Here is a 26,179-nt window from a genome sequence, read left to right as displayed (position 1 = left end):
GCATGCTCCCCTTGTTCGTTTGTCGCGGGCGGATCCATCAGGCGGGGGGCAAGAGGCTACCTGCGGGGGAATCGATGGCTGTTTGCCACACACTTGGGCATAGAAAAGGAAAAAACAGGCGATACTAACGATCGGTGATGCCTGTGTACAGTCAAGAGCAATTGGTCCGCTTTGTCGAAGAAGCGAAACAGTACGCCCGCTATGGAAAAGTAGCCGATTACATTCCCGCCTTGGGCAAGGCCGATCCAAATGAACTGTCAGTTGCCGTTTACACCCCGGACGGCAAGGTGGCAAGCGCCGGGGATGTGACGGTGAAAGTGACGCTGCAAAGCATTTCCAAAATTCTTGCCCTGGCCCTTGTGTTGATGGATCACGGAGAAGATGAAGTGTTCCATAAAGTCGGCATGGAGCCGACGGATTATCCGTTTCATTCCATTGCCAAATTAGAGGAAAAGCCTGCCAAGCCGCTGAATCCGATGATTAATGCCGGCGCGCTTGTCGTCACGTCGATGATTCAAGGCGGCTCGGTGTCCGAACGGCTGGAACGGCTGTTGGCGTTTGTTCGCCGATTGGCGGGCAACGAACAGATCGCGTATTCGGAGGAAGTGGCCCGCTCCGAATTTGAAACCGCGTTTTTGAACCGTTCGCTTTGCTATTTTCTCAAGCAGCATCGTATCATTGACGAAGATGTCGAAGAGCTGATGGATTTGTACACGAAGCAGTGCGCCATTGAAATGACGTGCATCGACCTGGCGCGCATCGGCTTGGTGTTCGCGCTTGACGGGCGCGACCCGCATTCGGGCGAGCCGATCATGCCGCTTGATGTCGCCCGCATTTGCAAAACGTTCATGGTCACGTGCGGCATGTACAACGCATCCGGCGAATTTGCGATTAAAATCGGCATCCCGGCGAAAAGCGGCGTCTCAGGCGGCATTCTCGCCGCCGTCCCGGGCCGGTGCGGCATCGGTATTTTCGGCCCGGCTCTCGATGATAAAGGGAACAGCGTGACCGGGGTGAAACTGCTCGAGCGGCTGTCAAAAACGTATTCATTAAGCATTTTCTAAGGAGGAAATCACGATGAAAACATTTACGGTCCAGTTTCACCGCGAAGACGACGTCGAAGCGATGAACGTCGGCAAGTTGAGCCAAGAGGATTTTGACAAGGCGACCGAAGGCGGGACGCGGCATTTGTTTGACCTTGACACCAATATCGGCTATTTCGTCTTTTTCGACGCTGAGGACAACGAAGGCAACGTATCGTATTTAATGCTTCAATATGAAGAAGACAACGAAGACCCGAGCGCGTGCTACAGCTTTGAGCTGAAAGACTTTTACGAATTTATGGCGCTTTACTTAAACGACCTTGAATTCGCCGACGAAGAAGAAATGACGGAAGACGGCGAAGAGGAATACGGACCGATCCACCACCTGGCGCATTTGCTTTATCATATCGTCGAGGAAGGGAAGACGGTGGAGGTGTGAGATGGCGATCCCGGACGGAACAGTCTGGGAGTTTTTATTGATACGACTATGAAAGATAAGTGACACTCCTTCACTTATCAACTCTACCGTTTAGAAGAGGGCTGTCTAGACATAAGTTTTTCGCTGCTAACATTGCCATGTTCTCGAGTAGAGGTGAGGGGGCTAGCCTGCTACATTATTACAGCCGTTTAGAAACATGAAATCATAAAAACCGTTCTATCCGCTGCTTCCCATTCATATGTTAGTGACAAGTATGAGGCCAAACCGTTGTGAAGACCCGAGCGGTTTTCTATGTCTCATGATTTTCGATTATAGTTTGCCGAAAATATACTGAAAATTTGTAAAATTTTTGATCGGTGAATCGTTCTTCCATTGCTTGAAAGGGGGTGGGAATGGGTTCACTCTTTTTGAACATAAAGCGAAGGGGGGATTTCATTGCGTTTTGACCGACCTTTTGAAGGATATGCCGTAGGCGAGCGTTATCGGTCGCGCGGGCGGACGATTACCGAGGCCGATATTGTGCAGTTTGCCGGCGTTTCCGGTGATTTTTATCCGCTGCATACGGACCGAGAATACGCGAGGCAGACACGGTTTGGCGAGCGGATCGCCCACGGGATGCTGACAATGTCGGTGGCGACTGGACTATGGGTGATGGAGCCAGGATGTGTGCTCGCTTTTTACGGCATCGACGCGCTCCGCTTCGTCCGCCCAGTGAAAATCAGCGATACGATTTACGTTGAATCGGAAGTAAGACAGTTGACGGAACGGGGCGAGACAGCGGGGCTTGTCACGGTGCATCAGCGGATCGTCAACCAGCGGGAAGAGACGGTCGTCGATGTCGTTGTGCATGTGCTTGTGGAGCGGGAAGGAAATGTCTCTGCAAGAGCTTAGCGGCAAATGGGAGGTTTCGAGAATCAGTTGTAAGCGGTTTCGAAGAAGAATAAAAATGATTCTTGAAAAAAATGGGCCTTATTGATCGATTTTTTCCTGCTGTCAGATCAAATGAACGGGAAGGAGTGTTGCCGATGGCGATGTCAACGATGGATGCAGCCGAATTGAAACGCCAAAAAAAGCGGGCCGCTATATCGAGTGTGGTCGGTACGACGATTGAATGGTATGATTTCTTCCTTTACGGGACGATGGCCGCGCTTGTGTTTCCACAGCTCTTTTTCCCGCAAAGCGACCCGTACGTAGCACTTATGCAGTCGTTTACAACGTTCGCCTTAGGATTTGTTGCCCGGCCGGTCGGGGCGGCGATTTTCGGCCATTTCGGCGATAAAATCGGCCGGAAGGCGACGTTGGTCGCCACGCTGCTGTTGATGGGATTGGCGACGGCGTTGATCGGTCTGATGCCGACGTATGAACAAATCGGCTTATGGGCCCCAGTCTTGGTGACCATACTCCGTCTCATTCAAGGCATCGGAGTCGGCGGAGAATGGGGCGGCGCCATTTTGATTGCGATGGAGTGGGAAGAAGGCAAACGGCGCGGACTGATGGCTTCGCTGCCGCAAATGGGCGTGCCGTTTGGGTTGTTGTCCTCTTCGCTCGTGACGACATTGATGCTCGCGACTGGCGGCGACAGCTTTTATGCGTGGGGGTGGCGTGTTCCGTTTCTGCTTAGCTTCCTGTTGATTGCCGTCGGGCTATATATCCGGCTGAAAGTGCTCGAATCACCGCTGTTCCAAGAAGCGATGAAAAAACAAGAGACGAGCAAGATGCCGGTCGGCGAGGTGCTGGTCAAGCATCCGCGCGAAATTCTATGGTCAGCGCTTGCGCGGGTGATTGAAAACGGGTCATTCTACATTTTTGTTACGTTTATCGTCAGCTATGGGACGACATTTTTGGGGATGGAAAAAAGCATTTTCGTCAATGTGACGATTATCGCTGCGGTGATCAACGCGCTTTCGATCGTCTATTCCGGCCATTTATCCGATCGGTGGGGCCGCCGCCGCGTCTACATGACGGGCACGATTTTGCTGATGCTTTGGGCGTTTCCGTATTATTGGCTTGTCAATACGAAAAGTGTCGGGCTCATCTTTTTGGCGACGGTCGTGGCGATGGTGTTCCACGGCATGCTGTATGGCCCGCAGGCGGCCATGATCGCGGAAAACTTCCCGACGCGGCTTCGCTACAGCGGCGCTTCGCTCGGCTACCAGCTGGCCTCGATCATCGCCGGCGGCCCAGCCCCGCTCATCAGCACGTGGCTGTTGCACAAATACGGCAGCGCCACCGCCATCTCCTTCTATATCGTCGTCATGGGCTTGATTTCACTCGCTGGGGCGAAAATGCTGCAAGACCGTGCGCGCCAGGCGATTGATTAGATGAATCGGACTGAACACCACTATGGGCGCCTTTGCGTTCGGGCAAAGGCGCTTCTTCTTGCCGCCTGCTAAGGATGACGGTGGGCGGGATATGTTTGCCTTACACGTTCATGCTCATGATAATGGTGTGGTGCTTGAATCCGAATGTTTCATACAGTTTCATCGCTTGATTTCCTGCATATACACGCAAACGAACCTCTGAATATCCATCTTGTTTCAAATGTTCGATGCCGGCTTCTATTAATTTCCTTGCCATTCCCTTTCCTCTAAATTCTTCTAACACAAACAATTCATATATGAATCCATATCTTTTCCCAGTAAGCAGGTCTTGACTTGCTCCGATTAAAATCCAACCTATCAGATGATTGCCTTCCGTTGCGATCAAATAATAGCTCCCTTTCTGCAATAATGGCTCAATCAGTTGTTTGACTTTTTCCTCTGACGGTTTTGCTTCGCCTAATGTGCCTTCGAATAATGCTTGTGGTGTGAATGATAAAATCGTTTTGTATTCCGAATCGTTTGGTTTTCTAATTTCCATGGAGTTCCCCTCTCCCAATGCTTCATAGATGGTTGGTTAGGCTTTTTTAGGCACTGGATCTTCGAAAGTCACGGGCTTCACAAACACGGCGGTCTCCGGGCATCTTTAGGCCATGCTGTTCGTACGACGATCGGTTGGCCGCTTGTCGCCGCCAACCGTCTTCTTTCGGTATTTTCCAGGGCCATCCACTTGCTTTTGATTTCCCTACTTTTCAAGCAATGCCCGAACATCTTCCACTGGAAGATCCACCAACTGAGCAATGTCTTTCTCCGTCATTCCTTTGCGCGCCATGTTACGGATCAGTTGCTTCATTCCCTGTTTCATTCCCTGTTTCATTCCTTGCTTGATCCCTTGTTCAATCCCGCGTTTCATCCCTTCTTCCCATCCCGCTTTCCTTCCCTTTTGCTCATAGGAAATGATCAGCTCCAACACTTTTTCTCTTTCTTTCGTTTCCATCGCCTTCACCTCTCTTTGCAGTTGTTGCTCTTCCTCCTCCGACAGCTTCACATATGTTTCAAAAAAGCCCAACAGCAGCCGCTGCCTCGCTTCATCCAGCTCCAATCGCACCAACATGCGCAAACACTCTTTTTTCAACTCGACTTTCTCACTTTCAGTATACCCCATTTTGCCAAGGAGGGCAGCTGCGATCGGATTGTCATGCCGGATGTAGTCTCTCCAATGTTTCTTGCGCAGCTCTACGGGGAAAAAGCGAAACTGCAGCACGTCGCCAAAGGGAAACTCGATTGAGAACACGGATGGTTCCTCGCGAAGGGCATCATGGCTGAAGACAGCGATCGGAACGATGCGCGTGCGGTATTTTTCAAACAGACGGCTGAAATAGATAAACATGCGCTCTGGAAACGATGGTTGCACGTAGCTTTGATTCTCCACATGAACGATGATCAGCCCATTTTCCCCTTTCAGCTTCGTCTCGATCAATAGATCGACGCGGTATTTTTCACCTGCCGTGACATCGGTAAACAGTTCTTCGGACAGAAAAGACAAATGGCTGAAATCAATGTGTTCGTGCATGTCGGGGAAAAAGAGGAGAAGAAACTCTTCGAAGAACGTTTGAATCAGCTCTTTGAACAATCGGTCATGGTCAATGGCCATTCGATCACCTCATTTTGAAACGTTACATGATAAACTGGTTCGTGAGCAGAAGAAAAAATCCTGCATGGAAACTATAAAAAATCGATTACGAGAAGGCTGGTGGAAAAACGGCTGTCACCAGCCAATCAACGGCATTTCTGAGACGGATAGGAAAAACAACGCTTGACAACCGTCCTGTCTTTCCGATACGATGGTGATGTAATCGATTACATAACTGAGAGGACTATAACGAATGGCAAGCATAAAAGACGTGGCGAAGCGGGCGAACGTATCGACGGCGACCGTGTCGCGCGTGTTGCGCAACACGGGCAATGTCACCGAAGAGACAAGGCAGCGCGTGCTTGAAGCCATTGAAGCGCTGAACTACCAGCCGAACGTGCTCGGCCGGTATTTGCGGCGGATGGAGACCGAGACGGTGCTCGTCGTCGTGCCCGATATTACGAATCCGTTTTTCTCGAAGGTGCTGCGCGGCATTGAAGCGGTCGCCCTCGAGCACGGCTATCAGGTGCTGCTTGGCGATACGCAAAACGATGTCCGGCTTGAGGAGCAGTATTTGAATTTGCTGCCGCAGCGGCAAGTCGACGGGATGATTTTTTTGACCGCCCGCATCCGCAAAGAGCTGGTGGAAGAGATGGCGCGGCAGTTTCCGATCGTCTTGGCGTGCGAGTATTTGGAAGGGGCGGACATCCCGACCGTTTCGATCGACAACATCAGCAGCGCCCGCAAGGCGACAGAACACTTGATCCGCCTCGGCCATTGCCGCATTGCCCACCTGTCCGGGCCAATGAACATCATTTTAAGCCGCGATCGGCTGCGCGGCTACCAACAGGCGCTGGCCCAGCATGAGCTTGAGGCGGACGCCGCGCTCGTGCAGGAAGGCGATTTTACCTATGAGTCCGGATATAATTTAACGTTGAAGCTGCTCGCTCTTGAGAAGCCGCCGACCGCGATTTTCGCCGCCAACGATGAGATGGCGATCGGGGCGGTTAAAGCCATTCGCCATCGCGGCGGGCGCGTTCCCGACGATGTCGCCGTTGTCGGATTTGACGACATTCACATGGCCTCGATTTTTGAACCGAGCCTTACAACCATCGCCCAGCCGATGTTTGAGATCGGGCAAAAGGCGATGGAATTGCTGCTTGCGCTCATTGAAGGAACGAGCGCGCGGCGGCGTCAGCTTGTTCTTCCCGATCGGCTCGTCATTCGCGATTCGTGTGGAGGAGAGCGCTCTGAGCAAAGGGGCTGACAGCGCTCTCTGTCCGGTGCGGGGGAACGGGCGGATTTTTTTGCACGGTGATGTAATCGATTACATCAAGCAAATGATGGGGAAGCGATGGCATATGGAAGCCGCAAACATAAAACGCAAGGGGGAAAAAGCATGGGGAACACGATTCCAATCCGCCTCGGCTTGATTGGAGCTGGAGGCATTTCCAATGAACACATCAAGGCGGCGCTAAACCTTTCCGAGCGCGTCGTCTTGCAGGCGATTTGCGACGTCAATGAACAAGCGGCCGCGGAGAAAGCGAAAACGTACGGCATCCGTGAAGTGTATCGCGACTACAAGGAACTGCTCGCCTCACCAGATGTCGATGCCGTCATCATTACCGTGCCGAATTTTTTGCACGCCCAAGTGGCGGTCGACAGCTTGCGGGCCGGAAAACACGTTCTTTGCGAAAAACCCATGGTGACGAAAGCGGAAGAGGCGGACGCCATCATCCGCGCCCGAGACGAATCAGGCAAGCAGTTTATGGTGGCGCTGAACAACCGCTTCCGCCAAGCGGCGCAATGGCTTCATGAGCGAATCCAATCTGGCGCGTTCGGTGAGATTTATTACGCGAAAACGGGTTGGGTGCGCCGCCGCGGCATTCCCGCATGGGGGGCGTGGTTTTTTGACCGCGAACGCTCCGGCGGCGGTCCGCTCATCGATTTGGGCGTCCATATGCTCGATGTGACGCTTTGGCTGCTCGGGAACCCGAACCCGGTCGCGGTGACGGGGAAAACGTACGCGAAGTTCGGCCCGCGCCGCCAAGGGGCATGGCCGGGAACGACGTTTGCGCCTGATGCCGCCTATACGGTCGAAGATTTCGCCTCGGCGTTCATCCAGCTCGAAAACGACGCGACGGTGCTGCTGGAGACGAGCTGGGCGTCGCACATTGAAGAAGAGCGGGCATATGTCGAGTTTCTTGGCACGGAAGGCGGCGTGCGCTGGGAGTGGAATATCGCCGGCAACCGCCAAGAAGTGAAATGGTTCCGAAACGAACACGGCGTTCCGGCCGATGTCACGCTCCATTTTGAGGACCAGGGCGAACGGGTGGCGCTCCTTGACCACTTTGTCACGAGCATCACGGAGGAGACGGCACCGCTTTGCACGGCGGAACAAGGGCTTATGATCGCTAAAGTGTTGGAAGCGATTTACGAGTCGTCCGAACAAGGGCGGCAAGTCCGCATTGAATGGTGAGAAGCGGTGCTGGCTTCCCGCGAGCTGTGAACCAAAAACAAGCCGTCCTTGCCTTTATGAACGCAATCCGAAAAAAACAAGGGGGATCCATGAATGACTACACCCATCCGCGTCGTCGTCTGGAACGAATTTCGCCATGAAAAGAAAGATGAACAGGTAAGAGCGATTTATCCGGAAGGAATGCATACCGTCATCGCGAACTACCTAGCCGAAGCAGGGTTTGACGCCGCGACCGCTGTCTTGGACGAACCGGAGCACGGCTTGACCGACGAGGTGCTCGACCGCTGCGACGTCCTCGTCTGGTGGGGGCATATCGCCCATGACGAAGTGAAAGATGAGGTTGTCGAACGCGTCCACCGCCGCGTGCTCGAAGGAATGGGGCTCATTGTCCTTCATTCCGGCCATTTCTCGAAAATTTTCAAAACGCTGATGGGGACGACATGCAATTTGAAATGGCGCGAAGCCGATGAAAAAGAGCGTCTCTGGGTCGTCGCCCCGGGCCATCCGATCGTGGAAGGAATCGGACCGTACATCGAGCTTGAGCAGGAAGAAATGTACGGCGAGTTTTTCGACATCCCAGAGCCGGACGAAACGATTTTCATCAGCTGGTTTGAAGGCGGAGAAGTGTTCCGCAGCGGCTGCACGTTCACGCGCGGGAAAGGGAAAATTTTCTACTTCCGCCCTGGCCATGAAACGTACCCGACGTACCATCACCCGGATGTGCTGAAAGTGATCGCCAATGCCGTCCGCTGGGCCGCGCCGGTCAACCGCGGGGAAATCGTCTTTGGCAATGTCAAGCCGCTTGAGCCGATCAAAGCGAAACAAGGAGGAGTGACGCAGTGAAACCGATCAACGTCGGCATTATCGGCACGGGCTTTTCCGCTTCTTCCCATATTGAGGCGCTCCGACGCCTGCCGTTCGTGAACATTGTCGCCATCGCCTCAAGCAGCCAAGAAAAAGCGGAGGAAGCCGCGCGCCGGTTCGGGATTCCGAAAGCATACGGCGACTACCGCGCCTTGGTGGACGACCCGGACGTCGAAGCCGTGCACAACTGCACGCGCAACGTCCTCCATTTCCCGATCAACAAGGCCGCGCTTGAGGCGGGAAAACATTTGTTGTCGGAGAAGCCGCTCGCCATGGACAGCGAACAGTCGGCGGAATTGAAGCGGCTCGCTGAACAAAGCGAAAGCCTTAGCGCGGTCTGCTTCAACTACCGCCACTACCCGCTCGTTGTCGAGGCGAAAGAGCGGCTCGCCCGTGAGGCGAAGCGCGTTCATTTCGTGTACGGCGGTTATGTGCAAGACTGGCTCTTGTATGACACCGACTACAACTGGCGGCTCGAGCCGGCGCAAAACGGCCCGTCGCGCGCCATCGCCGACATCGGTTCGCACTGGTGCGACACGGTTCAGTATGTGCTTGGCAAGAAGATCGTTGAAGTGTTCGCCGACTTGCGCACCGTCCATCCGGTTCGCTACAAGCCGAAGCAGGAAGGGAGCACGTTCACATCCGGCCGCAGCCAAGACGCCGAGCCCGTCCAGATTGACACCGAAGACGGCGGCAGCGTGCTCGTCCATTTTGACGACGGCACCCATGGGGCGTTTACGATTTCCCAAGTGAGCGCTGGCCGGAAAAACCGGCTCTATTTTGAAATCGCCGCCGATGAGATGACGCTCGCCTGGGACCAAGAGCATCCGAACCGCCTCTGGGTCGGGCGCCGCAACGGCCCGAACGAAGAAATCGTCCGCGACCCAGCACTCTTGTCGCCGCAAGCCGCCGCTTACGCCCATTATCCAGGTGGCCATGAGGAAGGCTGGCCGGACGGGCTGAAAAATTTGTTCCGTGATTTTTATGGCGCCATCATCCGGAAACAACGCGGTGAGGCGCTCGGGGAACTGCCGTTTGCGACGATCGCTGACGGCCACCATACGATGACGATCGTCGACGCCATTTTGGAAAGCCATCGCACCAAACGGTGGGTGCGGGTGGCGGAATAAGCGGCGTCAGCGCGGCCAGCACGGGCGCGAACGGCGCGCCAAAACAAAACGACACGGCGGAGCCGGCCGGCTTCACACCGCTAGAAAGGGGAGAAGAACGAGATGAAAGTAGGCGTATTTACTGTTTTGTATCAACAGCTGCCGTTTGAGGAGATGCTGGACAAAGTCGCCGCCATGGGCATTGAGGCCGTTGAGCTTGGCACCGGCAATTACCCGGGCAACGCCCATTGCGATCCTGACGCACTTTTGGACCAGCCGGAAAAAATCAAAGCTCTGAAAAAAGCCGTCGCCGACCGCGGCCTTGTCATCAGCGCCTTAAGCTGCCATGGCAATCCGCTTCATCCGGACAAAACGTTCGCGAAACAGTCGCATGACACGTGGCGGAAAACGGTCAGGCTCGCTGAGCAGCTTGAAGTCCCGGTCATCAACGCCTTCTCCGGCTGCCCGGGCGACCATCCCGGCGCCAAATACCCAAACTGGGTCACGTGCTCTTGGCCGCCGGATTACTTGGAAATTTTAAAATGGCAATGGGAAGAAGTCGTCATCCCGTACTGGCGCGAAGAAGCAGCGTTCGCCAAGGAGCACGGCATCACGCAAATCGCCTTTGAAATGCATCCGGGCTTCGTCGTCTACAACCCGGAAACGCTCCTCAAACTGCGCGAACATGTCGGCGACGCGATCGGCGCCAACTTTGACCCGAGCCACTTGCTTTGGCAAGGCATCGACCCGGTTGAGGCGATCAAACTGCTCGGCCGCGAAAAAGCGATTTTCCACGTCCATGCGAAAGACACGTACTTAGACGAAGCGAACATCCGCAAAAACGGCGTGCTCGATACGAAACATTACAGCCAAATTCTCGATCGCTCATGGGTGTTCCGCACCGTCGGCTACGGGCAAAGCGAAAAAATGTGGCGCGACATCGTCAGCGCCCTGCGCGCCGTCGGTTACGACTACGTGCTGTCAATCGAACACGAAGATATGCTCGCTTCGATCGATGAAGGGCTGTCAAAGGCCGTCGCCCTCTTGAAAAAGGTGTTGTTCAAAGAAGAACTGCCGGAGATGTGGTGGGCATAAAAAGAAGGCGGCAAGGGAAAACGATCCCTTGCCGCCCGCGGTTTCAGCGTAAGCGCGAAAAAGACCCTCCAACGCCTGCCAAGAGGCGCACCTGCTTTAGACCACTTGCGCCGTCTCGCGGCCTACGCGCCCTTTCATGAACAGCAGCCGGTGCCCGTCCACCGTCAAATCGATCATCGCGCCATCCAACACATCATCGCCTGACTTTTTTTCCGTTTGCCTGCAAGTACGCGACCCGGTACCACTTGCGCCCGTACTCAAAATACATGTACCGCCCGCGCCGGAAATCGATCCAAAACTTCACCCGCTCACCATTTACGTTCTTCCATACATACCCCCACGCCCGGTCTTGGCGGATCGGCGCCATTTTTGGACGCGCGGAATTGATGGCTTCATAATACAGGCGGTGTTTGATGTCAAACAGCACCATCCCGTTTGCCTCCTTTTGGACATGATACTATATGTATAGCGCCAAACGGGCAAAAATAGACATGCTGGCTCACTCATTTCGTCTCAGCATTCGCCCTGCGAGCAACCGAACGGCCAACGTCAACAGAAACATTGTAACGAGTGAGTATTCCCACTTCCAACCATGATATTCGATCAAATCCGTATGCCGTTCAAAGACAACCTCAAGGGCTGTCAGCACCGCCGCATACCCCGCGCATTGCGCCGCCACACCCGGCCAGCGCGCTCGGCGCGAGGTGGCATAGACGTACACACTGACAACCGGATAGAGAAGATATTCAAAAATGACGCTGTTATTTGTATAAGAAGCAAAAAAACAGACCGGATACTCGAGCAGCCCGGCCCCCGCCACGATCGAACCGAAAAAACTCGCCGCATATGCATTCAGCAAAAACGACACCCATACATCCCGCGCTGGCAAAATGAGGAAACTCAACAACAAAAGCCCCACCCCGACCGCAACAAGCGCCCAAAGAATCCATTGTTCCATGATCGCCCCCCTGAATGCGAATAATGTCGATTTTTCTTAGTATGGGATGAAAGAGGGGGGAGTATGTGGGTGTATGGGAATTTTGATTGGGTTAAGGACACAAACGCTGAATTTTGAGGAAGAGACAATGATGTTTTGTTTAAAAACAGAGAAGCGATATAATAAATGCATGAGAAAATTCAATAAAATTTCTGTGACGAATGGCATGTTTGAGAGAGGGAAAAGAAAATGGCGTATATTATTCCAGAATGTCCGACATTTAAAACAAGAGGAGAAGAGAAGCTATTTAATGCTTTAAAAGCAAACCTGGACGATTTATGGACAGTGTATTATGAACCTGTAATTAACGGGAAATATCCAGATTTTATACTTTTTCACGAATATTACGGCATTCTTATACTGGAGGTAAAGGATTATACTACCCAGACGATTCTGGAAATTAGAAAAGATTACTGGAAAATATACAGCCAGGGGAAGGAGGTCAGTATAAAAAACCCGTTTAGTCAAGCAATTGAGTATCGAAATGAGTTAATAAATCTACTAAGCAAACACAAGGAATTAGTGGAACAAGCAGGAAACTTTCAAGGGAAATTGAAGTTTCCAGTTGCTGTAGGATGTGTTTTTGTAGATTTGACAGCGTCTGATATTATCAACTTGTGCATTGATCAGGTGATTCCGCTAGGACAATTGTTCTGTATGGAAGATCTTGAGGACAGTCATGTCTTTAACGAAAAAATCAACGGCATAATGGAAAAACTCTTCACCATTAACAGTCTTTCACGAGAAGAAGCCCATATTGTAAAACAAGTTATTTATCCAGTGATTAAAGTTAATTATTCTGGACAAGTAGATAGATCATGCAAAGAGGAACAACAAACGGGAAAAGAGGAGAAGGAACGAAAAGAAATATTGAATGTCCAATTGATTTCTTTTGAACATTATGTTGATGAATTTTATTATGTTGTTGATCGAGTCCATCATCTTTGCCAAACGAGAGCAGCAAGAAACATAACGATTGCCTATCCATTAAATCGCTTCTTGAGAAGAGGAACAGTAAAGGAGTTTATTAGTGATTTATTAAAAAGCAGAGGGCTTTTGGCAAAAAGAGGGCTGACACTGAAGCTTTTTGAGTTGGAGCAGTTAAGCGACTATTGTAGGAGTACGGACTATCTCTTTATTGTCGATATTAACTCTATTCGTTCAACTGCTGTTTATGAGCGGCAGCTGAGGCCGATTATAGAGGGAAAGATCTACAACGGTCCTATCATGTTAACGGCGAATAAGCCATCATGGCTGACGAAGAAGCTAAAAAATCGATTAGCGCAACGCTAATCGATTTTTAGCCAATTTTGATAGCAAATTTTGCTTTTTGGACAGTTCGCAGAGCCAACGAGTACAAGCTTTTCCTTGGCTCGTGTTAAGGCAACGTATAACACTCGCAGTTCCTCCGAATAAATTGAATATTGATTTAAGTTTACAGCTTCCTCATAGTTTTTAGAAACAATTTTTGTGCCTGTTGAATAATATTTTTCATAACAAAATTCGAGCGTCATTTGATCACGATGATATAAAATTTCAGGATTTAGCGCCCGCTGGCTAATGCTTTGATCCAAATTTGGAAGGATCACAATCGGAAACTCGAGTCCCTTAGCCTTATGAATCGTCATCATTGTTACATACCGGTCATCGGAATCAACATCCAAAACATCTGCCTGCGGTTCATCTTTCTCCGCCTGAATCATAGCTGAGAGCCATTGGATGAACTGCCCTAACGTAATGTGTTCATTGAAACCTAAATCCCTTGCAAGCTGTTTTAATTTTACGAGATTGGCATAAGCTTGTTTTGGATATGCTTTATGGGCAAGGGTAAATTTATAAATATAGTCTAATATTTGCGCGGGTGTGAATTTTGGGATTAACGGCTTTATATTTTTATAAAGTTCGTCGAGTTTATTGTGATCATAATTAATAAAAATAGTACCCAATGCCTCAAAAGCGTATTTGCTCATTGTTGGCATGTATAGATATTGGAGCAGCTTCAGGGCATCGATGATTTCCCGGCAGTTGTAAAAATCTCCGCTTCCAATCACCTTGAAAGGAATTTTTTGCTTTGTAAATTCTTTCTCAAATGCTTTAATCTCAAAGTTCTTTCGAAATAACAAACAATAACGGCTAGGATCGTCATTGTTTAATTTTTTCTTCAGCCACTCAGCTACTTGTTTCGCCTGCGATTCCTTCGGATTGCATAGAATCCATTCCGATATTTCGCTAAAGCTTATATGGGTCCCCTCATCTTTTGGTTTCAGTGGTTCTTGGTAAAAAGTATAATTGCTGCTTTCTTTTTTCTTAATGCGGTCAAAGACGGTGTTGACAAACACTACTAGCGACGGATTGGAGCGCCAGTTTGTTGATAATGTCAGCACCATGCCGTCCTTGGCAATCCATTCTTCAATTTTCGAGTATGAGTCGGTATCAGCTCCCCGAAATTCATAGATCGATTGTTTCAAATCGCCGACGAGAAATAAGGCAGGGGCATTGTCGGATCCATCGCAAATTAATTTTACCATTTCCGCTTGGTATAGCGATGTATCTTGAAATTCATCAATAAAGATGTATCTGTACTTTTGCTGGATTTTCCGCAATAAACCATAATCGTTTTTGAGTATTTTATAGCAGTACTCAAGAAGATCATCGACGTCTAACGAGTTATATTTAAGCAAATAATGGTGTTCATGAATGCGTTTTAGCAATTCAACCAGTTCTATTTTTAATCTCCTTGCTGTCCGCTCTTCCAACGATGAATAGCGTTTTGTACGAGTCAGCACCGTTTCAATGTCCAAGCCTTTCGTACGGAGCAATTCATATGACGTGGAAAGTATATCTTTTAACTTATGGACAGGCATAATGTTTAGATGTTCTACAGGCTCGTTATTGGCTCTTTTTTCTTGAATCCAAACTTCGATGACTTCAGTAATTGCCTGTTTATGTGAATCATTTTTTATATGGAAGTTTGGATTAAACAGTACATCATCTAAATAATAAGGGCCAGCCTCACTTAAAATGTTCTTGCAAAACTTATGAATGGTCGAAATTTGGGAAGAGTTGAGCAGTTCAAGTTCATACCGAAACCGTTTCCGCTCGCTTTCTGATGAACAACTGCTCCATTTAGCATAAAGGCGATTTTTTAATCGTGCTTGCAATTCTTCTGTTGCTTTATTCGTAAACGTAATGATCGCCATCTCCGTGATGGATAAAGATGGGTCTTCCTCGATTAACCGAACAATTCGCCGAGTCAATACTTCTGTCTTCCCAGTTCCAGCCCCGGCTTTAACTAGAATTTTTCGGCTGTTTGCATTAATCACTGCTTGCTGTTCTTCTGTCAGATTCATGTCTCAGCCTACTCCCTTTTCTTTACAGGCATTTTCAAAAGCGCAGTAGCGGCAGTGCGCTCCAGCTTTTTTAGAAAAGTGGCCTGATTCGATTTGTTGTGCGTAATAGGATAATGATTGTTCTGCCGCGCGTTCTTTTCGGCAAAACCTGCTAAGCAAATCAAAGTAATCCTTTTTAACTTGATCGAGCTTTTGCTGTTCATCCCTCGTTTCATTTGCAGAGAATGATAATATCTTCCTCATATTGGTAATAGAGTAATAATGAGTGATTGTTGGATAGGAAACGCGCAATTGACGCTCGCCGACAAATGTATATCCTTTAATTTTTGATTCTTGTCTTTGTTGTGTAATGGATAATGATGCTCGGTTGTAATCTGGGTTTGATAATATTTGGTTAAGCAATCTTTGTAGATGGAAATGAACACGCATTTTTACATCTTCCCAATAACGCTGCGCCATTGGAAAAGCAGTTTTTAGTTCTTTCTCTGCATGAGCAATAATATTAGGCAAGGCATGCGTAATTGTATGCATACTTTCCTTGGAGACTTTAGGAAACTGATTTACTAATAAAACAACAGCCTTCTCATACAAAAAAGAAGCTGCATAGTTTTGAAGGTGGAAGGCGGATGAATATACGTATTCATGCTCCAAGTTTTTTTCGTAATAAAATCTCCTTGGACAGAGTTGGTAAACTGCAACATCTTCAATCGTGATGATTTTATCCTTAGACATAGGCGGCAGATTTTGTTCATAGAATGGCAAAGCCTGAGCATCGGAAAGTCTGCCGGCGTCAAATAGCAGACCTTCTTTTTCTAATAGGTTTTCAATGGATAACAGGTCGTCGTCTGTTTCCCCAATTCCGAGTGCTTTAGCTATGTCATATAAGTAATGAGACGGGGATAATTTAATTCCGTCCTCAAACCGCGAATAGCAAATAAAAACAGACTTTTTCGCTGCTTGTAGAGCAGTATAGATATAATATACTGAGCGGTCTGCATAATAACGCAACAAGGAAATTTCATTCGAAAACTTTTGTACAGTGGCGGCGTTTAAAATTTTTCGCTCAATATCCGCCGACATCGGCCATGTATAAGCAATCCGTTCTGGATACATATGCTGGTTGAATCGGGTAATAAAAACATATTCGTATTTTTGGTACTCTACGTTGTTTGGTCCGGTGACCAAAACTTTGCTCAGTCGTACTTTTCTTTGATCATTCTCTTTTTCATGCTGCTTGTCATTCAAAACCGCATAAATGCGTCTTGCAAATTCGGAACGAGTAATTGCAAGATGGTTATGAAGAGTCAATTCTTCCACAATTTCTGCAAGCCGCTCTTTGATTTCCTCCTCTATTTCATTTGTATAAGGTGATTCTTCAAAGTAACGAACAATATGGTCAAGATGTTCTGTAAACGTCATATCCGATGCGGACATTAAATCAGAACTGATCGTTGCAATGATTTCAATTATATTTTTTACGTTAATTAATGTGTCCTTGCTAATGTAATATAATGGGTGAGATGTATAATCATCATTTATTTGATCCTTCGCTGCAATTAGTTCGTCGATTTTGTTGAACCAATCAGGAAATGTTTTGCAGTCCTCGAAAAAGGCCTGCAGATCGACGATGCACTGAAATACAGCTTTATCAGGAATCTGTACTAAATCACCTTCAATGAGTTCAAGAACCATGTTTATATCTATAAAATGAGGAAGTTCTAGCACTCCGATACGGTCATCGGTATGGATTTTGAGCAAATTAAAAACGGCTCTTCCATGAGGAAGATGAATTAATGAACGTTCAGGAACTTCCATTGCAATTCCATAGATTTCGGCAAGTTCTCGAACCGTCGGGCGTAGCTCCATTGGATTCGGTGTAATTAAGGCAATTTCATGAGGTTTTGCTGCTCCCTGTTCGATCAGTTTGCCCGCACGCTCTACAATGTAGTCCAGTTCTTCCTCTTCAGAAACGAAACGCAATACTGTTACTGAACGATCGCTAATCTCATTAACTTTAGAGTGAAAAATGGATTGCGCAAGCTGCTGTACAGTACTATGAGCAATTTGTTCTGATTTGATCGATTTCCACTCTGCCATAGGTGCGAAGTTCACATAGGTTGCTTTAACTGCTTCGAACGCAGGGTTGTTCGGAAAGTCTAAGTCGATAGGAATAAAGCAAATAATTTTTTTATCCACTTGTTGAAAACGGTTGATGAGCATTTGATGTTTTGGCAATATGGGCAAGAAGGCACCATCAAGCAAAAGCATGTCAAAACTTTCAAAGTTATATTCCTGAAGAAGCCGTACACATGCCTGTCCGTAGTCAAGTACACCTTGTTGTGAAAGTTCAGCCAAATAATTTTCATACAAATCGCAAACGAGTTCCCACGATTGTGTAGCATCAAGAGCGCGAATTTCCTCTAGGGATAGGCCGCTTTGCGAAAGTGTAATGAAGCACTCAGAGATATCTTGTAATGAAGATTTCCAAGCAATATTATTAGAGAATGAATGACTTTCTAAAACACGCCCAATTAGTACCGCAGATTCTCGTTTGGACAAAACGGTATATGGTCCGGTTTTGATTAATTTCAGCAAGAAACGATCCATTTCATAAAGGAAAATGCCTCTTTGTTCTAATGTTTTAGCTACTGTTCGAAAATCAGTTCCATTATTTTGAAATAGCTCTTTGTGTTGATTTCTGTAACTTTGCAATCTCTTTCGATACAAAATAAGGGTTGGTACAATATGGAGTATTTTTTTTTGACTGTATAAACTAATCTTTTTATTAAGCCATTTGTCTACGTCGTCTGTATAAGGGGTACAAAGTATTTCCAAGTTCATCCCACCTGTATATATTTTCTAAGAGATATAGTATAATATGAAAATAGGAATTATCAACCTTTATTATAAAGCAGTTTTTGTGGCTATGGATCCCATCAATTGTATATTTTTGTGGAACAAAAGACACTAATTTAATCCAAAAGGCATAAAAGGAGGAACAGCAATGCATAAGGATGATGAAAAACTTCTGGAATCTATATGCCAAAAACATGGCGTCCATCCTTCCTATCTTAAACAGCTGTTTCTTATTGAGAAAGAATATGCGGATAGAAATATGTATACAAGAAGTGGTATCTATAAGGATATTAAGCGTAAAATTGACGAATGGACGAAATGAGGTAAGGAGAGAGGGTCATGATTTTTGAGTATATAAAATTCAAAAACTATCGCCCTTATTATGGGGAGCAGATCCTTCATTTTCGCGGCCGGAAAAAAGAGCCGCCTTCGGTATACAAGAAAAATATTATATTAATTGGAGGATTAAACGGTCACGGAAAAACGTCATTAATTAACGCGATCTTTATTTGCTTTTATGGCCGCCGCAAATTCAAGGCTAAAGAGTATGAGGAATTGCTTCGAAACGCAGTAAACAAAAAGCATCTTGCCGAGGGGGGGAACGAAGGGTCCGTTGAACTTGCTTTCACCGACCATACGGGGAGCTATGCCATTGAGGTGGTCTTTAATCACCGGGATCTTAAGGAAACTCGTCGCATCTATCAATTGAATGAAGAGATGCAGAAAGTGCGGGAAATTGCCACGACAGAGCAAGCATTTTACGAGTTTATTGACCAACGCATCCCAATGGATGTATCACAATTTTTCATCTTCGACGCAGAAAAAATTCGCGATTTAGTCGGCGAACAAGACAGCGCAGAGACGATCCGCGCCATTCAAAAAGTTGTTTCTTTGGAGCTTTACAACCAATTGTTAAAGGACTTGGATCACATATCGAGGGAGTTAGCAAGAGATCTAAAGAAACAAGTGAAAGATAGCGACATTGAAGCGATTCTTGACCGCGCTGAGGAAATAAGTGACAAACTGGATAAATACAAAGATGAAGAAACTAAGATTGACGAACAGTTAACAGTGCTGACTGATCAGGTAAGGCAGCTCGAACGCGAGCGGCGGCAGCTTATTGCGCAATCAAGCGCGACGAAACAAGAATTGAGCCGATGGATTGGCGAGTACGAAGAAAAGGTTAATCAATATCGGGCCTTTTTAAAAAAATTTAAAGAAAAAGAGCTTTATCAGTTGATCTTGCTCCCGGCAATTCGCCAACTAAAACAAAACATAAAAAAAGAACGAGAATATTTAGACGCGAAATATAAGGAAAAAATGCAATTTGCGCCATACGAACAGTTTATTGAGAAGCTTCTAGAAGTGAGCGTTTTCCCGCCACTTTTAAGAAACCAAAAAAACCAATTAAAAGCGAAAGGTAAAGACATTTGGGCCCAACTAAATAACATTCAACGGTCACTTCTTAAAGAAGATGTAAATGTTATTCATGATTTATCGAATAAGGATTATCACTTTTTATTGCAGTACCCTGAAGCGAAAGCGCAGAACATTCGCACGGTTCTCGAAGAAATGAAAAAGGCAGAGGATATGTTGAAAAAGTATAGAGCGCAATTTGATGAGGCTCCTGATGCGGTGGATACAACCGAGCTTGATGAGCAAATTAAGGAATTCCATCAGCAACTCGGGGAGTTGCGGCAAAAAAAGAAAGATGTATTTTCCATTGTTCGTAAGTTGCGTGATGAACACACAAAACTTCAACGAGAAATTACAGAAAAGCAAAAGTTAAAGGACGAGCTCGGGCCGGTCGAGAAAAAAATCCAGTTGTTAAACAAGCTCCGTAGTGCAACACAAGAGTTTATCGACCAAGTGACGTTATTGAAAGCCAAGCAGTTGAAACTTCAAGTAGAGACGATCATGGAACAAATGTTTCGGAAAAGCGAATTTGGTGAAGTAAAATTCCACCCAGAAAAATTCACGTTAACTATTTACAACAAAGAAGGCCAAGAGGTTGACTTAATGTCACGATCGGAGGGTGAGAAGCAGTTGATTGCCCTCGCGATGATTTGGGCGTTGACGAAAGTATCGGGAAGCCAGATTCCATTTGTCATTGATACGCCATTAGCGCGCTTGGACAGCATTCACCGGTCTAACCTTGTACAACATTACTTTACGAAGCTAAGCGACCAAGTCATCATTTTATCAACGGATACAGAGATCACAAGCGATTTTTATAGTGAACTTGCTCCGTTTATTGAAAAATCTTATATTTTAAACTTTGATGAGGAAGAACAATATACGAAAATTGAGGAAGGATACTTTTTTGAGAAGGTGAAAAATCCGTGGCTAGTATGAAACTATCAAAGAATGGATTCGAAATTTTACAAAGAGTGATGGCAGAGCTCGAAATGGAACGTCCTGACGTGTTAAGACTCGCGTTTGCCAAGGGATTGACGGAATCGGAACTAATTCAGGAAAGAGAAAAAGAGGAGATGGCGAATATCGAGATTCCGGTATCTGTTATCGCGAAAGGTGATGATATCGTATTGATCAAACATCTGTTGATCGATAAAGTGCAGACTCAAATTAATGATGAAGCGTTGGATAAGCTTATTATCAGCTGCATTGAACAAGGATTAGAAATTATGAATGAGGAATTAAATCAGCTGACAGGGGCGGATAGCTATTTTTTCTACTTATTAGAAAAGCATGGGATTGCATAGGGATGTATAAAAAACAGGGGATGATGAATTTTATGATCATCCCCTGTTTTGTTTTAAGTAGATGTTTAAATAGACAAGCTTTTTACAGCATGATCCAAACAGACGCAAAAACGGTCGATGTCTTCTTGACTGATGTATTTATTCAGCGAGACCCGGAAAGAACTACGGATTTGAATAGCATCAAGCCCCATTTCTTTCAAAACATATGAAGGTTCGTTAATGGAGCAAGCTGAGCCGGTTGAGATCGCAAATTGATCCTTTAAGGTACGAATGATCAACTCATTGCTTACATTAGGGATTGTAAAGTTTAATATTCCAGGAATTTTGTCGATTGGATGTCCGTTAAATTGAATGGCCGGAAACAAATCCTTTAGCTTATTTACTAAGTATGTTTCCAATTCCATCAACTTCTGATGTTGATCTTTGTAATTCAGTTTTGCCAGTTCGGCGGCTTTCCCTAGCCCGACTATATTATGGACGCTTAATGTTCCGGAACGATATCCGTTTTCCTGGTTGCCACCATGGAGAAGGGGAGTGATTTTTGTTCGCAAACCAAGCTCCTGTTTCCGGATAAAGCAAGCGCCAATTCCTTTTGGTCCATACAGTTTATGGGCAGATAACGAGAGAAAATCGACCGGTGTTTTAGAAAGATCGACCTCAATTTTCCCAACCACTTGGGTTGCGTCTGTATGAAAAAACGCATTCGGATAGTGCGATTTAACATATTGGGATAAAGCGGGGATATCATTCAAAGTCCCGGTTTCATTATTCCCCCACATGATGGATACAAGAATAGTATCCTCACGCATGGCCTTTTTTAACATTTCCAGTTGTACTTGTCCAAAAGAATCCACGTCTAAGTAGGTGACCTCAAAACCTTCTCCCTCTAAAAACTTGCATGTTTCTAAGACAGATTTATGTTCGATTTTGGATGTAACAATATGCTTCCCCTTCTCTTTGTAAAAATGGGCAACTCCTTTTAGAACAAAGTTGTTGCTTTCAGTGGCACAGCTTGTAAAAATAATTTCATCTGGATCGCAAAAGAGGAGGAAAGCGACGTGGGAGCGCGCTTCCTCTACCGCTCTTTTTGCATTTTCTGCAAGGGTATAATATTTGCTTGACGGGTTGCCGTATTCTTCGGTCAAGTATGGCCACATCGCTTTGCTGACTTCCGGATCAATCGGAGTCGTAGCGCTGTTGTCGAGATAAATCATCGTATCATCTCCAACTCAAAGTTTGCTAACCCTTTAATTAACTTTTCATAATTGCCGGCATACTTATACTCATTTTCTAACCATTTAGCCCCGCGGTCCAGATGTTTTTTGATCAAGGATGGAAAGTATTCATCATCAGTGATGGGACGGCCAAGCTGCTGAGCGATCAGGGCTTTGTAAACAAAATCGTACTCCCCGGTCAAAGTGTTGCGGTTAAACTCCAAGCCGTTGGTGTCCGAATCGAACGATTCGATTGGCTCTTTCGACAGCAGGGACAATGCAATAGCCAGACGTGCGAGGACGTTAGGCGTAAGATTTGTGCTGGATTGCAGCTGTTTTAAAATATCCATTGTCTCCTTTGACGTTTTTAGGCGAAACTGCATAGATCAAATCCTCACTTTTTGGAAGAAGTAATGGTTATTAACATGGACTCGGTTTGAACTGCGGTCATAATGTAAAGAAAATTCCCGCTGGATATAAGGTTTCATTTGATTATAGTAATATTCGTCCACTTCTGTATTCGTTGACAAGATAATGACCTGATTGGCAGCGATAGGCAAATATTTTTGAATTAAGTTTTCTTTATGCGTCCGATCGAGGCGGCCAAACAAGGTGTCCAGTACAAAAGGTATTTGCCGTTTAGACGCTTTTAATAGCGCCCAAAGCAGTGATAAAAAGAATAATTGTGTTTCCCCTGCTGATAAGGAGTGTTTAAATACAGGTTTATTGGAATAGTTTAGCATCGTGATTTCAAACGTTTGCGGGTCAATTCTAAAAGAGTTTAAAAATTGGCCTTTCCGCATCAACGAGTTAAACATTTGCAGGAAATACCGTTCTACTGTTCCTAGATATTTTTTGATCTGTTCCTCTTGATAGCGAGATAAAACGCGGCTCAGCTTTTGACACAGTTCAAAAATGTTTTCATCTTTTTGCGCTTGGCGGATTCGTTTCTGTACTTTTTCTCTCTTAGCAATCAATTCTTGATAAAATTTTTGCGCTTCAAACAGTCTGGCCGTGTTTGCCTCAGTTTCATATTTGATTTGTTCATGGAGACGGGTATGCTCGTTTAGTTTGTTGATGATCTCCTTCAGCGACTCGTCTGTAAGACTGTGCTCAATCTGCTTTTTTATCGTATAAATTTCATTTGTCAAATGTTGAATCCTTGCGAACCATTTATCAATCAGTTCTCCATCAAAATGACGCACTTGCTTGAACAAATTTCTAATCGTCTGCTTTTGTTCCGAATTCATTTGGTGAATAAATTGGAAACGCTCAAAGTTAATGCCAACCGGTTTCATTGACTGAAACAATTTCTCTTTCATCGCCTCGGTGAAAGAGGACGTTGCTTCTCTTCCATCAAGGTCCGTAATGCGGAAATGGCGCGAAAGCTCCTTAAATAACAGCGGAAGTGTTTCGTTGTTTAACTCTTCTTTCAATGTATTGTATCTCTCGACACGTTCCTCTGCATCAATTTGGGTAACCGTCTGCTGCAAAAGACTCTGCACAATGACAAAAGGAAGCAACTCCGAAGCCGTTTCTTTAATTTTTTCGGCGATCTGTTTCTTTTCTTGCTCCATAAGAAAAATTTGTTCGTTTAGTTTTTCTCGCTCGCGAGCCATCATTCCCCCTTTGACGGAGAATTCCCGTTGGAGCTCTTGGATAGTTACTTGAATATCTTTCTCCTGTTCTTTCAATTCCGCAATCCGCCTTTCGAGGCTACGGATCACATGTTCCTGATTGCGGAGATCATATTCGATTTGTGTGTACTCTTTTTGTTCCTGGGTCAGGCTGGTAAATATGTTGTCCTGTTTCAAATACTTAAGCAAGTCTTCCTTTAACGTATCAAACAAGTCTAAGTTGAACAGTGTCATAAATGCTTCTTTTACGTTCTGTTCAAATTGTGCATCGAGGACGTATTGCTGAACTCTTTCACCGTCAAAAAACAAAAAGTCAAACAGGCTTGGCGGCAGGTTGCGCCGCAAGAAGTGATAAAACTCCTCCATTTGGTTGTCGGTAAGCGGAATGCCGTTTTTGGAAATTTGCAGATGCTCCTTTACGGTCTCTCTCGTGAGCTCCCACTGCCGGATTATATAATAATTTTCCGGCTCTCCATTATTATACAGAGTAAAATCTATTTCCACCCCGGCCATTTTGTTGCCTTCGGCTCGGGAATAGATATTGATTTTATCTTTAATAAAATCGATATATTTGGCGTTTGCCGATTTATATCCTAAAAACAGCGGACCGTAAAGCGCCAATTTGATGGCAGACAGGAAGGTCGTTTTCCCTGTTCCGTTCTCCCCCCCAATCAAAATAATGTTGGCGCGCCCCTTTTTGTTTCCAAAGACAAATTCATTTCGTCCATAATAAATGCCAAAGTTTGTAATTACTAGTTGGTTAATCTGCATAGTCGTCACCTTGTTGTAGTTGATTAAAATGTAGCCATTCCTCATTCAAAATCCGGTTGATATCTTTTAAAATGCCGTATCGATGCTTATATCCATAATGTTGAAATTCAAGGTGCACAAGTTTTTGGACAAGTTCAAACTCCAATTCTTCTTCATGGCACAGCTTTTTAAGCAGCTTGATGTCCTCGCTTTCAAGAAACTTGCTTTCTTCTATGTCCCAATTCGGGCGATGTCCGTATACTTCCTCGTAAATGGCTAAAACGGAGTCTTCCCAATCCCCTTTTTCAAACCAAATTTTACGTATTTCTTTCAGTTCTTCGACAGTGATCAATTCATATTTGGGTTGATGAGGATGTTGCAACTGCTTTTCTGTTTCCAACAGCTTTCTTAAAATTTCTTTCCGATGTTCAAGGGTATATGGACCTAACCCTAACCGTTTATTGTCCTCGTCGCCAATTAAATATACTGAACCGTTCGCCCGCTTCTTTTCGCGATAATCTTCTTTGTCACGGTTTTCCATGAGCCAGTTTCGAAACTTTAGGAGCGGTGTTAACCATTCATCACCAGACTCGATAAACCCCTTTAATGATTTATCTTCTTGCACAACTGTACATACCCAGCAACCGAAGCGGCTGTTGCCGCACGAGGGCGTTGAATTGTCGATGACTAATGGACATTCCCCCTGGCTGTCTTGGTACAAGGCAAGCAAGTCGGCGTTATCAGCTCCCCAAGGATTTGGCACTTGCATTAAATATGTCCAAACATCGTCTAACGAGAAATCTTCAATCGGCGCATAAACGTAAGAATTAGGGAGTTTAGTATGACGCCGTAAAATTTTCCCTTCAATTTTATGGGTATTCATGACTTGCGCCCTAGTCGAGCTTTCCGATTTCCGCACTCCGAGTACGACAACCGTTTCACCAAACTCTGACACTTTGTTTAAGATGAAGTTGTTGGCTGGATCTATTTTTAAACGGTCTGTACACCACCTGAATTTCTGTCGAGGAGCCGGGTAACCTCGACCGATCAAGTTGACCCAGAAAGTGTTTGTAATGTTTGGCATTACTTTTTCAACATGAATAGGAAGTTCAAGCTCGTTGGCAGCTTTTTTCATTTTCAATAGCTGTGTATCGATGTGTTCAAGTATTTTAGGGTTTTCTACCATCGTATCGGATGAGATAATGTAGACAGGTTTTGTCAATTCATTTTTGCTCATTGATGACAGCGCATAAAAAATAATCTGAACAACAACAGTAGAGTCCTTGCCGCCACTAAAGCCCACAACCCAGGGGCGGTCATCCGATTTGTATACTTCCTGAACGTTTTTATACAAATCTTCTTTTTTATGATTTAAAAAATAATGAAGTCCCATTCGCTTATACTCCTTTTTTTCAAAAATACAACATAATGCAATCGACAAGAGATTTATGTAACAGGTAGTTTTTGTGTATTGATATAAACTATGTGCACATAGTACGTTGTTCGATAATCATCGGTAATGCAAAAGGGATCTATTATATTATTTTAAACTATTGATTATATAGATTCAATTTGAAGGTTTGACATTTATATATACATGCAACATGAAGTCCAAAAATCCAACAATATCGCGGCATGGGCAGCGGTCGTTGGATGAAACACCGTTTCGCCA

Annotated in this window: 22 protein-coding genes and 1 pseudogene; 13 read left to right on the top strand and 10 right to left on the bottom strand. The window is 46.0% G+C overall.

Annotated features, from left to right (window positions below; genetic code table 11):
- The first annotated feature begins 137 nt into the window (after window positions 1-137).
- From glsA to CV944_RS04930, 4 genes are all read left to right on the top strand, one after another.
- The gene (gene glsA / locus CV944_RS04945) at window positions 138-1,064 is read left to right on the top strand and encodes a glutaminase A (RefSeq protein WP_100663913.1); all 927 of its coding nucleotides are present in this window, start codon (window positions 138-140) and stop codon (window positions 1,062-1,064) included.
- A 13-nt stretch (window positions 1,065-1,077) separates the two neighbouring features.
- A complete protein-coding gene (locus tag CV944_RS04940; RefSeq protein WP_015375219.1) occupies window positions 1,078-1,482 on the top strand; it encodes a hypothetical protein in 405 nt (134 codons plus the stop codon).
- A 435-nt stretch (window positions 1,483-1,917) separates the two neighbouring features.
- Window positions 1,918-2,373: a MaoC/PaaZ C-terminal domain-containing protein gene (locus CV944_RS04935; RefSeq protein ID WP_100663912.1), complete on the top strand. Its 456-nt coding sequence runs from the start codon at window positions 1,918-1,920 to the stop codon at window positions 2,371-2,373.
- Between the two features lie 134 nt (window positions 2,374-2,507).
- Complete coding sequence (locus tag CV944_RS04930) at window positions 2,508-3,803, top strand: MFS transporter (protein ID WP_100663911.1); 1,296 nt, start codon at window positions 2,508-2,510, stop codon at window positions 3,801-3,803.
- Between the two features lie 100 nt (window positions 3,804-3,903).
- Here the strand turns inward: CV944_RS04930 and CV944_RS04925 are convergent, their stop codons facing one another.
- The gene (locus tag CV944_RS04925) at window positions 3,904-4,341 is read right to left on the bottom strand and encodes a GNAT family N-acetyltransferase (RefSeq protein WP_033009702.1); all 438 of its coding nucleotides are present in this window, start codon (window positions 4,339-4,341) and stop codon (window positions 3,904-3,906) included.
- A 204-nt stretch (window positions 4,342-4,545) separates the two neighbouring features.
- Entirely contained in the window at window positions 4,546-5,454 is a 909-nt protein-coding gene (locus tag CV944_RS04920; protein ID WP_033009701.1) for an Rpn family recombination-promoting nuclease/putative transposase, read from the bottom strand.
- Between the two features lie 232 nt (window positions 5,455-5,686).
- Between CV944_RS04920 and CV944_RS04915 the strand changes: the two genes are divergently transcribed.
- From CV944_RS04915 to CV944_RS04895, 5 genes are all read left to right on the top strand, one after another.
- A complete protein-coding gene (locus tag CV944_RS04915; protein ID WP_100663910.1) occupies window positions 5,687-6,700 on the top strand; it encodes a LacI family DNA-binding transcriptional regulator in 1,014 nt (337 codons plus the stop codon).
- 132 nt (window positions 6,701-6,832) lie between these two features.
- Complete coding sequence (locus tag CV944_RS04910) at window positions 6,833-7,912, top strand: Gfo/Idh/MocA family protein (RefSeq protein WP_100663921.1); 1,080 nt, start codon at window positions 6,833-6,835, stop codon at window positions 7,910-7,912.
- Between the two features lie 93 nt (window positions 7,913-8,005).
- Window positions 8,006-8,755 (top strand): ThuA domain-containing protein, encoded by a 750-nt coding sequence (locus CV944_RS04905; protein ID WP_061580958.1) that lies wholly within the window; start codon window positions 8,006-8,008, stop codon window positions 8,753-8,755.
- Window positions 8,752-9,906 (top strand): Gfo/Idh/MocA family protein, encoded by a 1,155-nt coding sequence (locus CV944_RS04900; RefSeq protein WP_100663909.1) that lies wholly within the window; start codon window positions 8,752-8,754, stop codon window positions 9,904-9,906. Before CV944_RS04905 ends, CV944_RS04900 begins: the two co-directional genes overlap by 4 nt.
- Window positions 9,907-10,008: 102 nt before the next feature.
- The gene (locus CV944_RS04895) at window positions 10,009-10,980 is read left to right on the top strand and encodes a sugar phosphate isomerase/epimerase family protein (RefSeq protein ID WP_100663908.1); all 972 of its coding nucleotides are present in this window, start codon (window positions 10,009-10,011) and stop codon (window positions 10,978-10,980) included.
- 96 nt (window positions 10,981-11,076) lie between these two features.
- Here CV944_RS04895 and CV944_RS04890 read toward each other — a convergent pair.
- Both CV944_RS04890 and CV944_RS04885 read right to left on the bottom strand, forming a co-directional pair.
- Window positions 11,077-11,410: pseudogene (locus CV944_RS04890) on the bottom strand (hypothetical protein).
- Between the two features lie 69 nt (window positions 11,411-11,479).
- On the bottom strand, window positions 11,480-11,938 hold the full coding sequence (locus CV944_RS04885; RefSeq protein ID WP_198518503.1) for a CBO0543 family protein: 459 nt from the start codon (window positions 11,936-11,938) through the stop codon (window positions 11,480-11,482).
- Window positions 11,939-12,166: 228 nt separating this feature from the next.
- On the opposite strand from CV944_RS04885, the gene CV944_RS04880 reads away from it, so the two are divergent.
- Entirely contained in the window at window positions 12,167-13,270 is a 1,104-nt protein-coding gene (locus tag CV944_RS04880) for a nuclease-related domain-containing protein (protein ID WP_100663907.1), read from the top strand.
- On the opposite strand, the gene CV944_RS04875 is transcribed toward CV944_RS04880, so the two are convergent.
- Complete coding sequence (locus tag CV944_RS04875; RefSeq protein WP_100663906.1) at window positions 13,267-15,327, bottom strand: UvrD-helicase domain-containing protein; 2,061 nt, start codon at window positions 15,325-15,327, stop codon at window positions 13,267-13,269. The two genes, CV944_RS04880 and CV944_RS04875, sit on opposite strands and share 4 nt — an antisense overlap.
- A 3-nt stretch (window positions 15,328-15,330) precedes the next feature.
- Window positions 15,331-18,168, bottom strand: coding sequence for a PD-(D/E)XK nuclease family protein (locus CV944_RS04870; RefSeq protein ID WP_233204969.1), 2,838 nt, complete (start codon window positions 18,166-18,168; stop codon window positions 15,331-15,333).
- Window positions 18,169-18,331: 163 nt separating this feature from the next.
- Between CV944_RS04870 and CV944_RS17415 the strand changes: the two genes are divergently transcribed.
- From CV944_RS17415 to CV944_RS04860, 3 genes are read left to right on the top strand one after another with little or no spacing between them, the layout of a single operon-like run.
- Window positions 18,332-18,505 (top strand): DNA modification system-associated small protein, encoded by a 174-nt coding sequence (locus tag CV944_RS17415; RefSeq protein ID WP_167337621.1) that lies wholly within the window; start codon window positions 18,332-18,334, stop codon window positions 18,503-18,505.
- A 17-nt stretch (window positions 18,506-18,522) separates the two neighbouring features.
- Window positions 18,523-20,538, top strand: a complete 2,016-nt coding sequence (gene dndD / locus CV944_RS04865; protein WP_100663904.1) for a DNA sulfur modification protein DndD — start codon at window positions 18,523-18,525, stop codon at window positions 20,536-20,538.
- A complete protein-coding gene (locus CV944_RS04860) occupies window positions 20,535-20,906 on the top strand; it encodes a DndE family protein (RefSeq protein WP_233204970.1) in 372 nt (123 codons plus the stop codon). Before dndD (CV944_RS04865) ends, CV944_RS04860 begins: the two co-directional genes overlap by 4 nt.
- A 65-nt stretch (window positions 20,907-20,971) precedes the next feature.
- Here the strand turns inward: CV944_RS04860 and CV944_RS04855 are convergent, their stop codons facing one another.
- Genes CV944_RS04855 through dndC form a run of 4 tightly spaced genes read right to left on the bottom strand, consistent with a single transcriptional unit; the run spans window position 20,972 to window position 25,900 of the window.
- Window positions 20,972-22,120 (bottom strand): cysteine desulfurase family protein, encoded by a 1,149-nt coding sequence (locus CV944_RS04855; RefSeq protein ID WP_100663902.1) that lies wholly within the window; start codon window positions 22,118-22,120, stop codon window positions 20,972-20,974.
- Window positions 22,117-22,503, bottom strand: coding sequence for a DNA sulfur modification protein DndE (dndE, locus tag CV944_RS04850; protein WP_044736683.1), 387 nt, complete (start codon window positions 22,501-22,503; stop codon window positions 22,117-22,119). Before dndE ends, CV944_RS04855 begins: the two co-directional genes overlap by 4 nt.
- A gap of 3 nt (window positions 22,504-22,506) precedes the next feature.
- Window positions 22,507-24,528 carry a DNA sulfur modification protein DndD gene (dndD, locus tag CV944_RS04845; RefSeq protein ID WP_100663901.1) on the bottom strand — a complete coding sequence of 674 codons (2,022 nt, stop codon included), beginning with the start codon at window positions 24,526-24,528 and terminating at the stop codon, window positions 22,507-22,509.
- Window positions 24,518-25,900, bottom strand: coding sequence for a DNA phosphorothioation system sulfurtransferase DndC (gene dndC, locus CV944_RS04840; protein ID WP_015375162.1), 1,383 nt, complete (start codon window positions 25,898-25,900; stop codon window positions 24,518-24,520). Before dndC ends, dndD (CV944_RS04845) begins: the two co-directional genes overlap by 11 nt.
- Window positions 25,901-26,179: the final 279 nt, after the last annotated feature.

Source organism: Geobacillus sp. WSUCF-018B, assembly GCF_002809985.1.
Lineage (GTDB): Bacteria > Bacillota > Bacilli > Bacillales > Anoxybacillaceae > Geobacillus > Geobacillus thermophilus.
This window is presented reverse-complemented; position numbering and strand designations above follow the sequence as displayed.

What these genes read in the sequence shown, in the direction of transcription:
- glsA (WP_100663913.1), top strand. Translation starts at nt 138, where the DNA reads ATGCCTGTGTACAGTCAAGAGCAATTGGTCCGCTTTGTCGAAGAAGCG.
- CV944_RS04940 (WP_015375219.1), top strand. Translation starts at nt 1,078, where the DNA reads ATGAAAACATTTACGGTCCAGTTTCACCGCGAAGACGACGTCGAAGCG.
- CV944_RS04930 (WP_100663911.1), top strand. Translation starts at nt 2,508, where the DNA reads ATGGCGATGTCAACGATGGATGCAGCCGAATTGAAACGCCAAAAAAAG.
- CV944_RS04925 (WP_033009702.1), bottom strand. Translation starts at nt 4,341, where the DNA reads ATGGAAATTAGAAAACCAAACGATTCGGAATACAAAACGATTTTATCA.
- CV944_RS04920 (WP_033009701.1), bottom strand. Translation starts at nt 5,454, where the DNA reads ATGGCCATTGACCATGACCGATTGTTCAAAGAGCTGATTCAAACGTTC.
- CV944_RS04915 (WP_100663910.1), top strand. Translation starts at nt 5,687, where the DNA reads ATGGCAAGCATAAAAGACGTGGCGAAGCGGGCGAACGTATCGACGGCG.
- CV944_RS04910 (WP_100663921.1), top strand. Translation starts at nt 6,833, where the DNA reads ATGGGGAACACGATTCCAATCCGCCTCGGCTTGATTGGAGCTGGAGGC.
- CV944_RS04905 (WP_061580958.1), top strand. Translation starts at nt 8,006, where the DNA reads ATGACTACACCCATCCGCGTCGTCGTCTGGAACGAATTTCGCCATGAA.
- CV944_RS04895 (WP_100663908.1), top strand. Translation starts at nt 10,009, where the DNA reads ATGAAAGTAGGCGTATTTACTGTTTTGTATCAACAGCTGCCGTTTGAG.
- CV944_RS04885 (WP_198518503.1), bottom strand. Translation starts at nt 11,938, where the DNA reads ATGGAACAATGGATTCTTTGGGCGCTTGTTGCGGTCGGGGTGGGGCTT.
- CV944_RS04880 (WP_100663907.1), top strand. Translation starts at nt 12,167, where the DNA reads ATGGCGTATATTATTCCAGAATGTCCGACATTTAAAACAAGAGGAGAA.
- CV944_RS04875 (WP_100663906.1), bottom strand. Translation starts at nt 15,327, where the DNA reads ATGAATCTGACAGAAGAACAGCAAGCAGTGATTAATGCAAACAGCCGA.
- CV944_RS04870 (WP_233204969.1), bottom strand. Translation starts at nt 18,168, where the DNA reads ATGAACTTGGAAATACTTTGTACCCCTTATACAGACGACGTAGACAAA.
- CV944_RS17415 (WP_167337621.1), top strand. Translation starts at nt 18,332, where the DNA reads ATGCATAAGGATGATGAAAAACTTCTGGAATCTATATGCCAAAAACAT.
- dndD (WP_100663904.1), top strand. Translation starts at nt 18,523, where the DNA reads ATGATTTTTGAGTATATAAAATTCAAAAACTATCGCCCTTATTATGGG.
- CV944_RS04860 (WP_233204970.1), top strand. Translation starts at nt 20,535, where the DNA reads ATGAAACTATCAAAGAATGGATTCGAAATTTTACAAAGAGTGATGGCA.
- CV944_RS04855 (WP_100663902.1), bottom strand. Translation starts at nt 22,120, where the DNA reads ATGATTTATCTCGACAACAGCGCTACGACTCCGATTGATCCGGAAGTC.
- dndE (WP_044736683.1), bottom strand. Translation starts at nt 22,503, where the DNA reads ATGCAGTTTCGCCTAAAAACGTCAAAGGAGACAATGGATATTTTAAAA.
- dndD (WP_100663901.1), bottom strand. Translation starts at nt 24,528, where the DNA reads ATGCAGATTAACCAACTAGTAATTACAAACTTTGGCATTTATTATGGA.
- dndC (WP_015375162.1), bottom strand. Translation starts at nt 25,900, where the DNA reads ATGGGACTTCATTATTTTTTAAATCATAAAAAAGAAGATTTGTATAAA.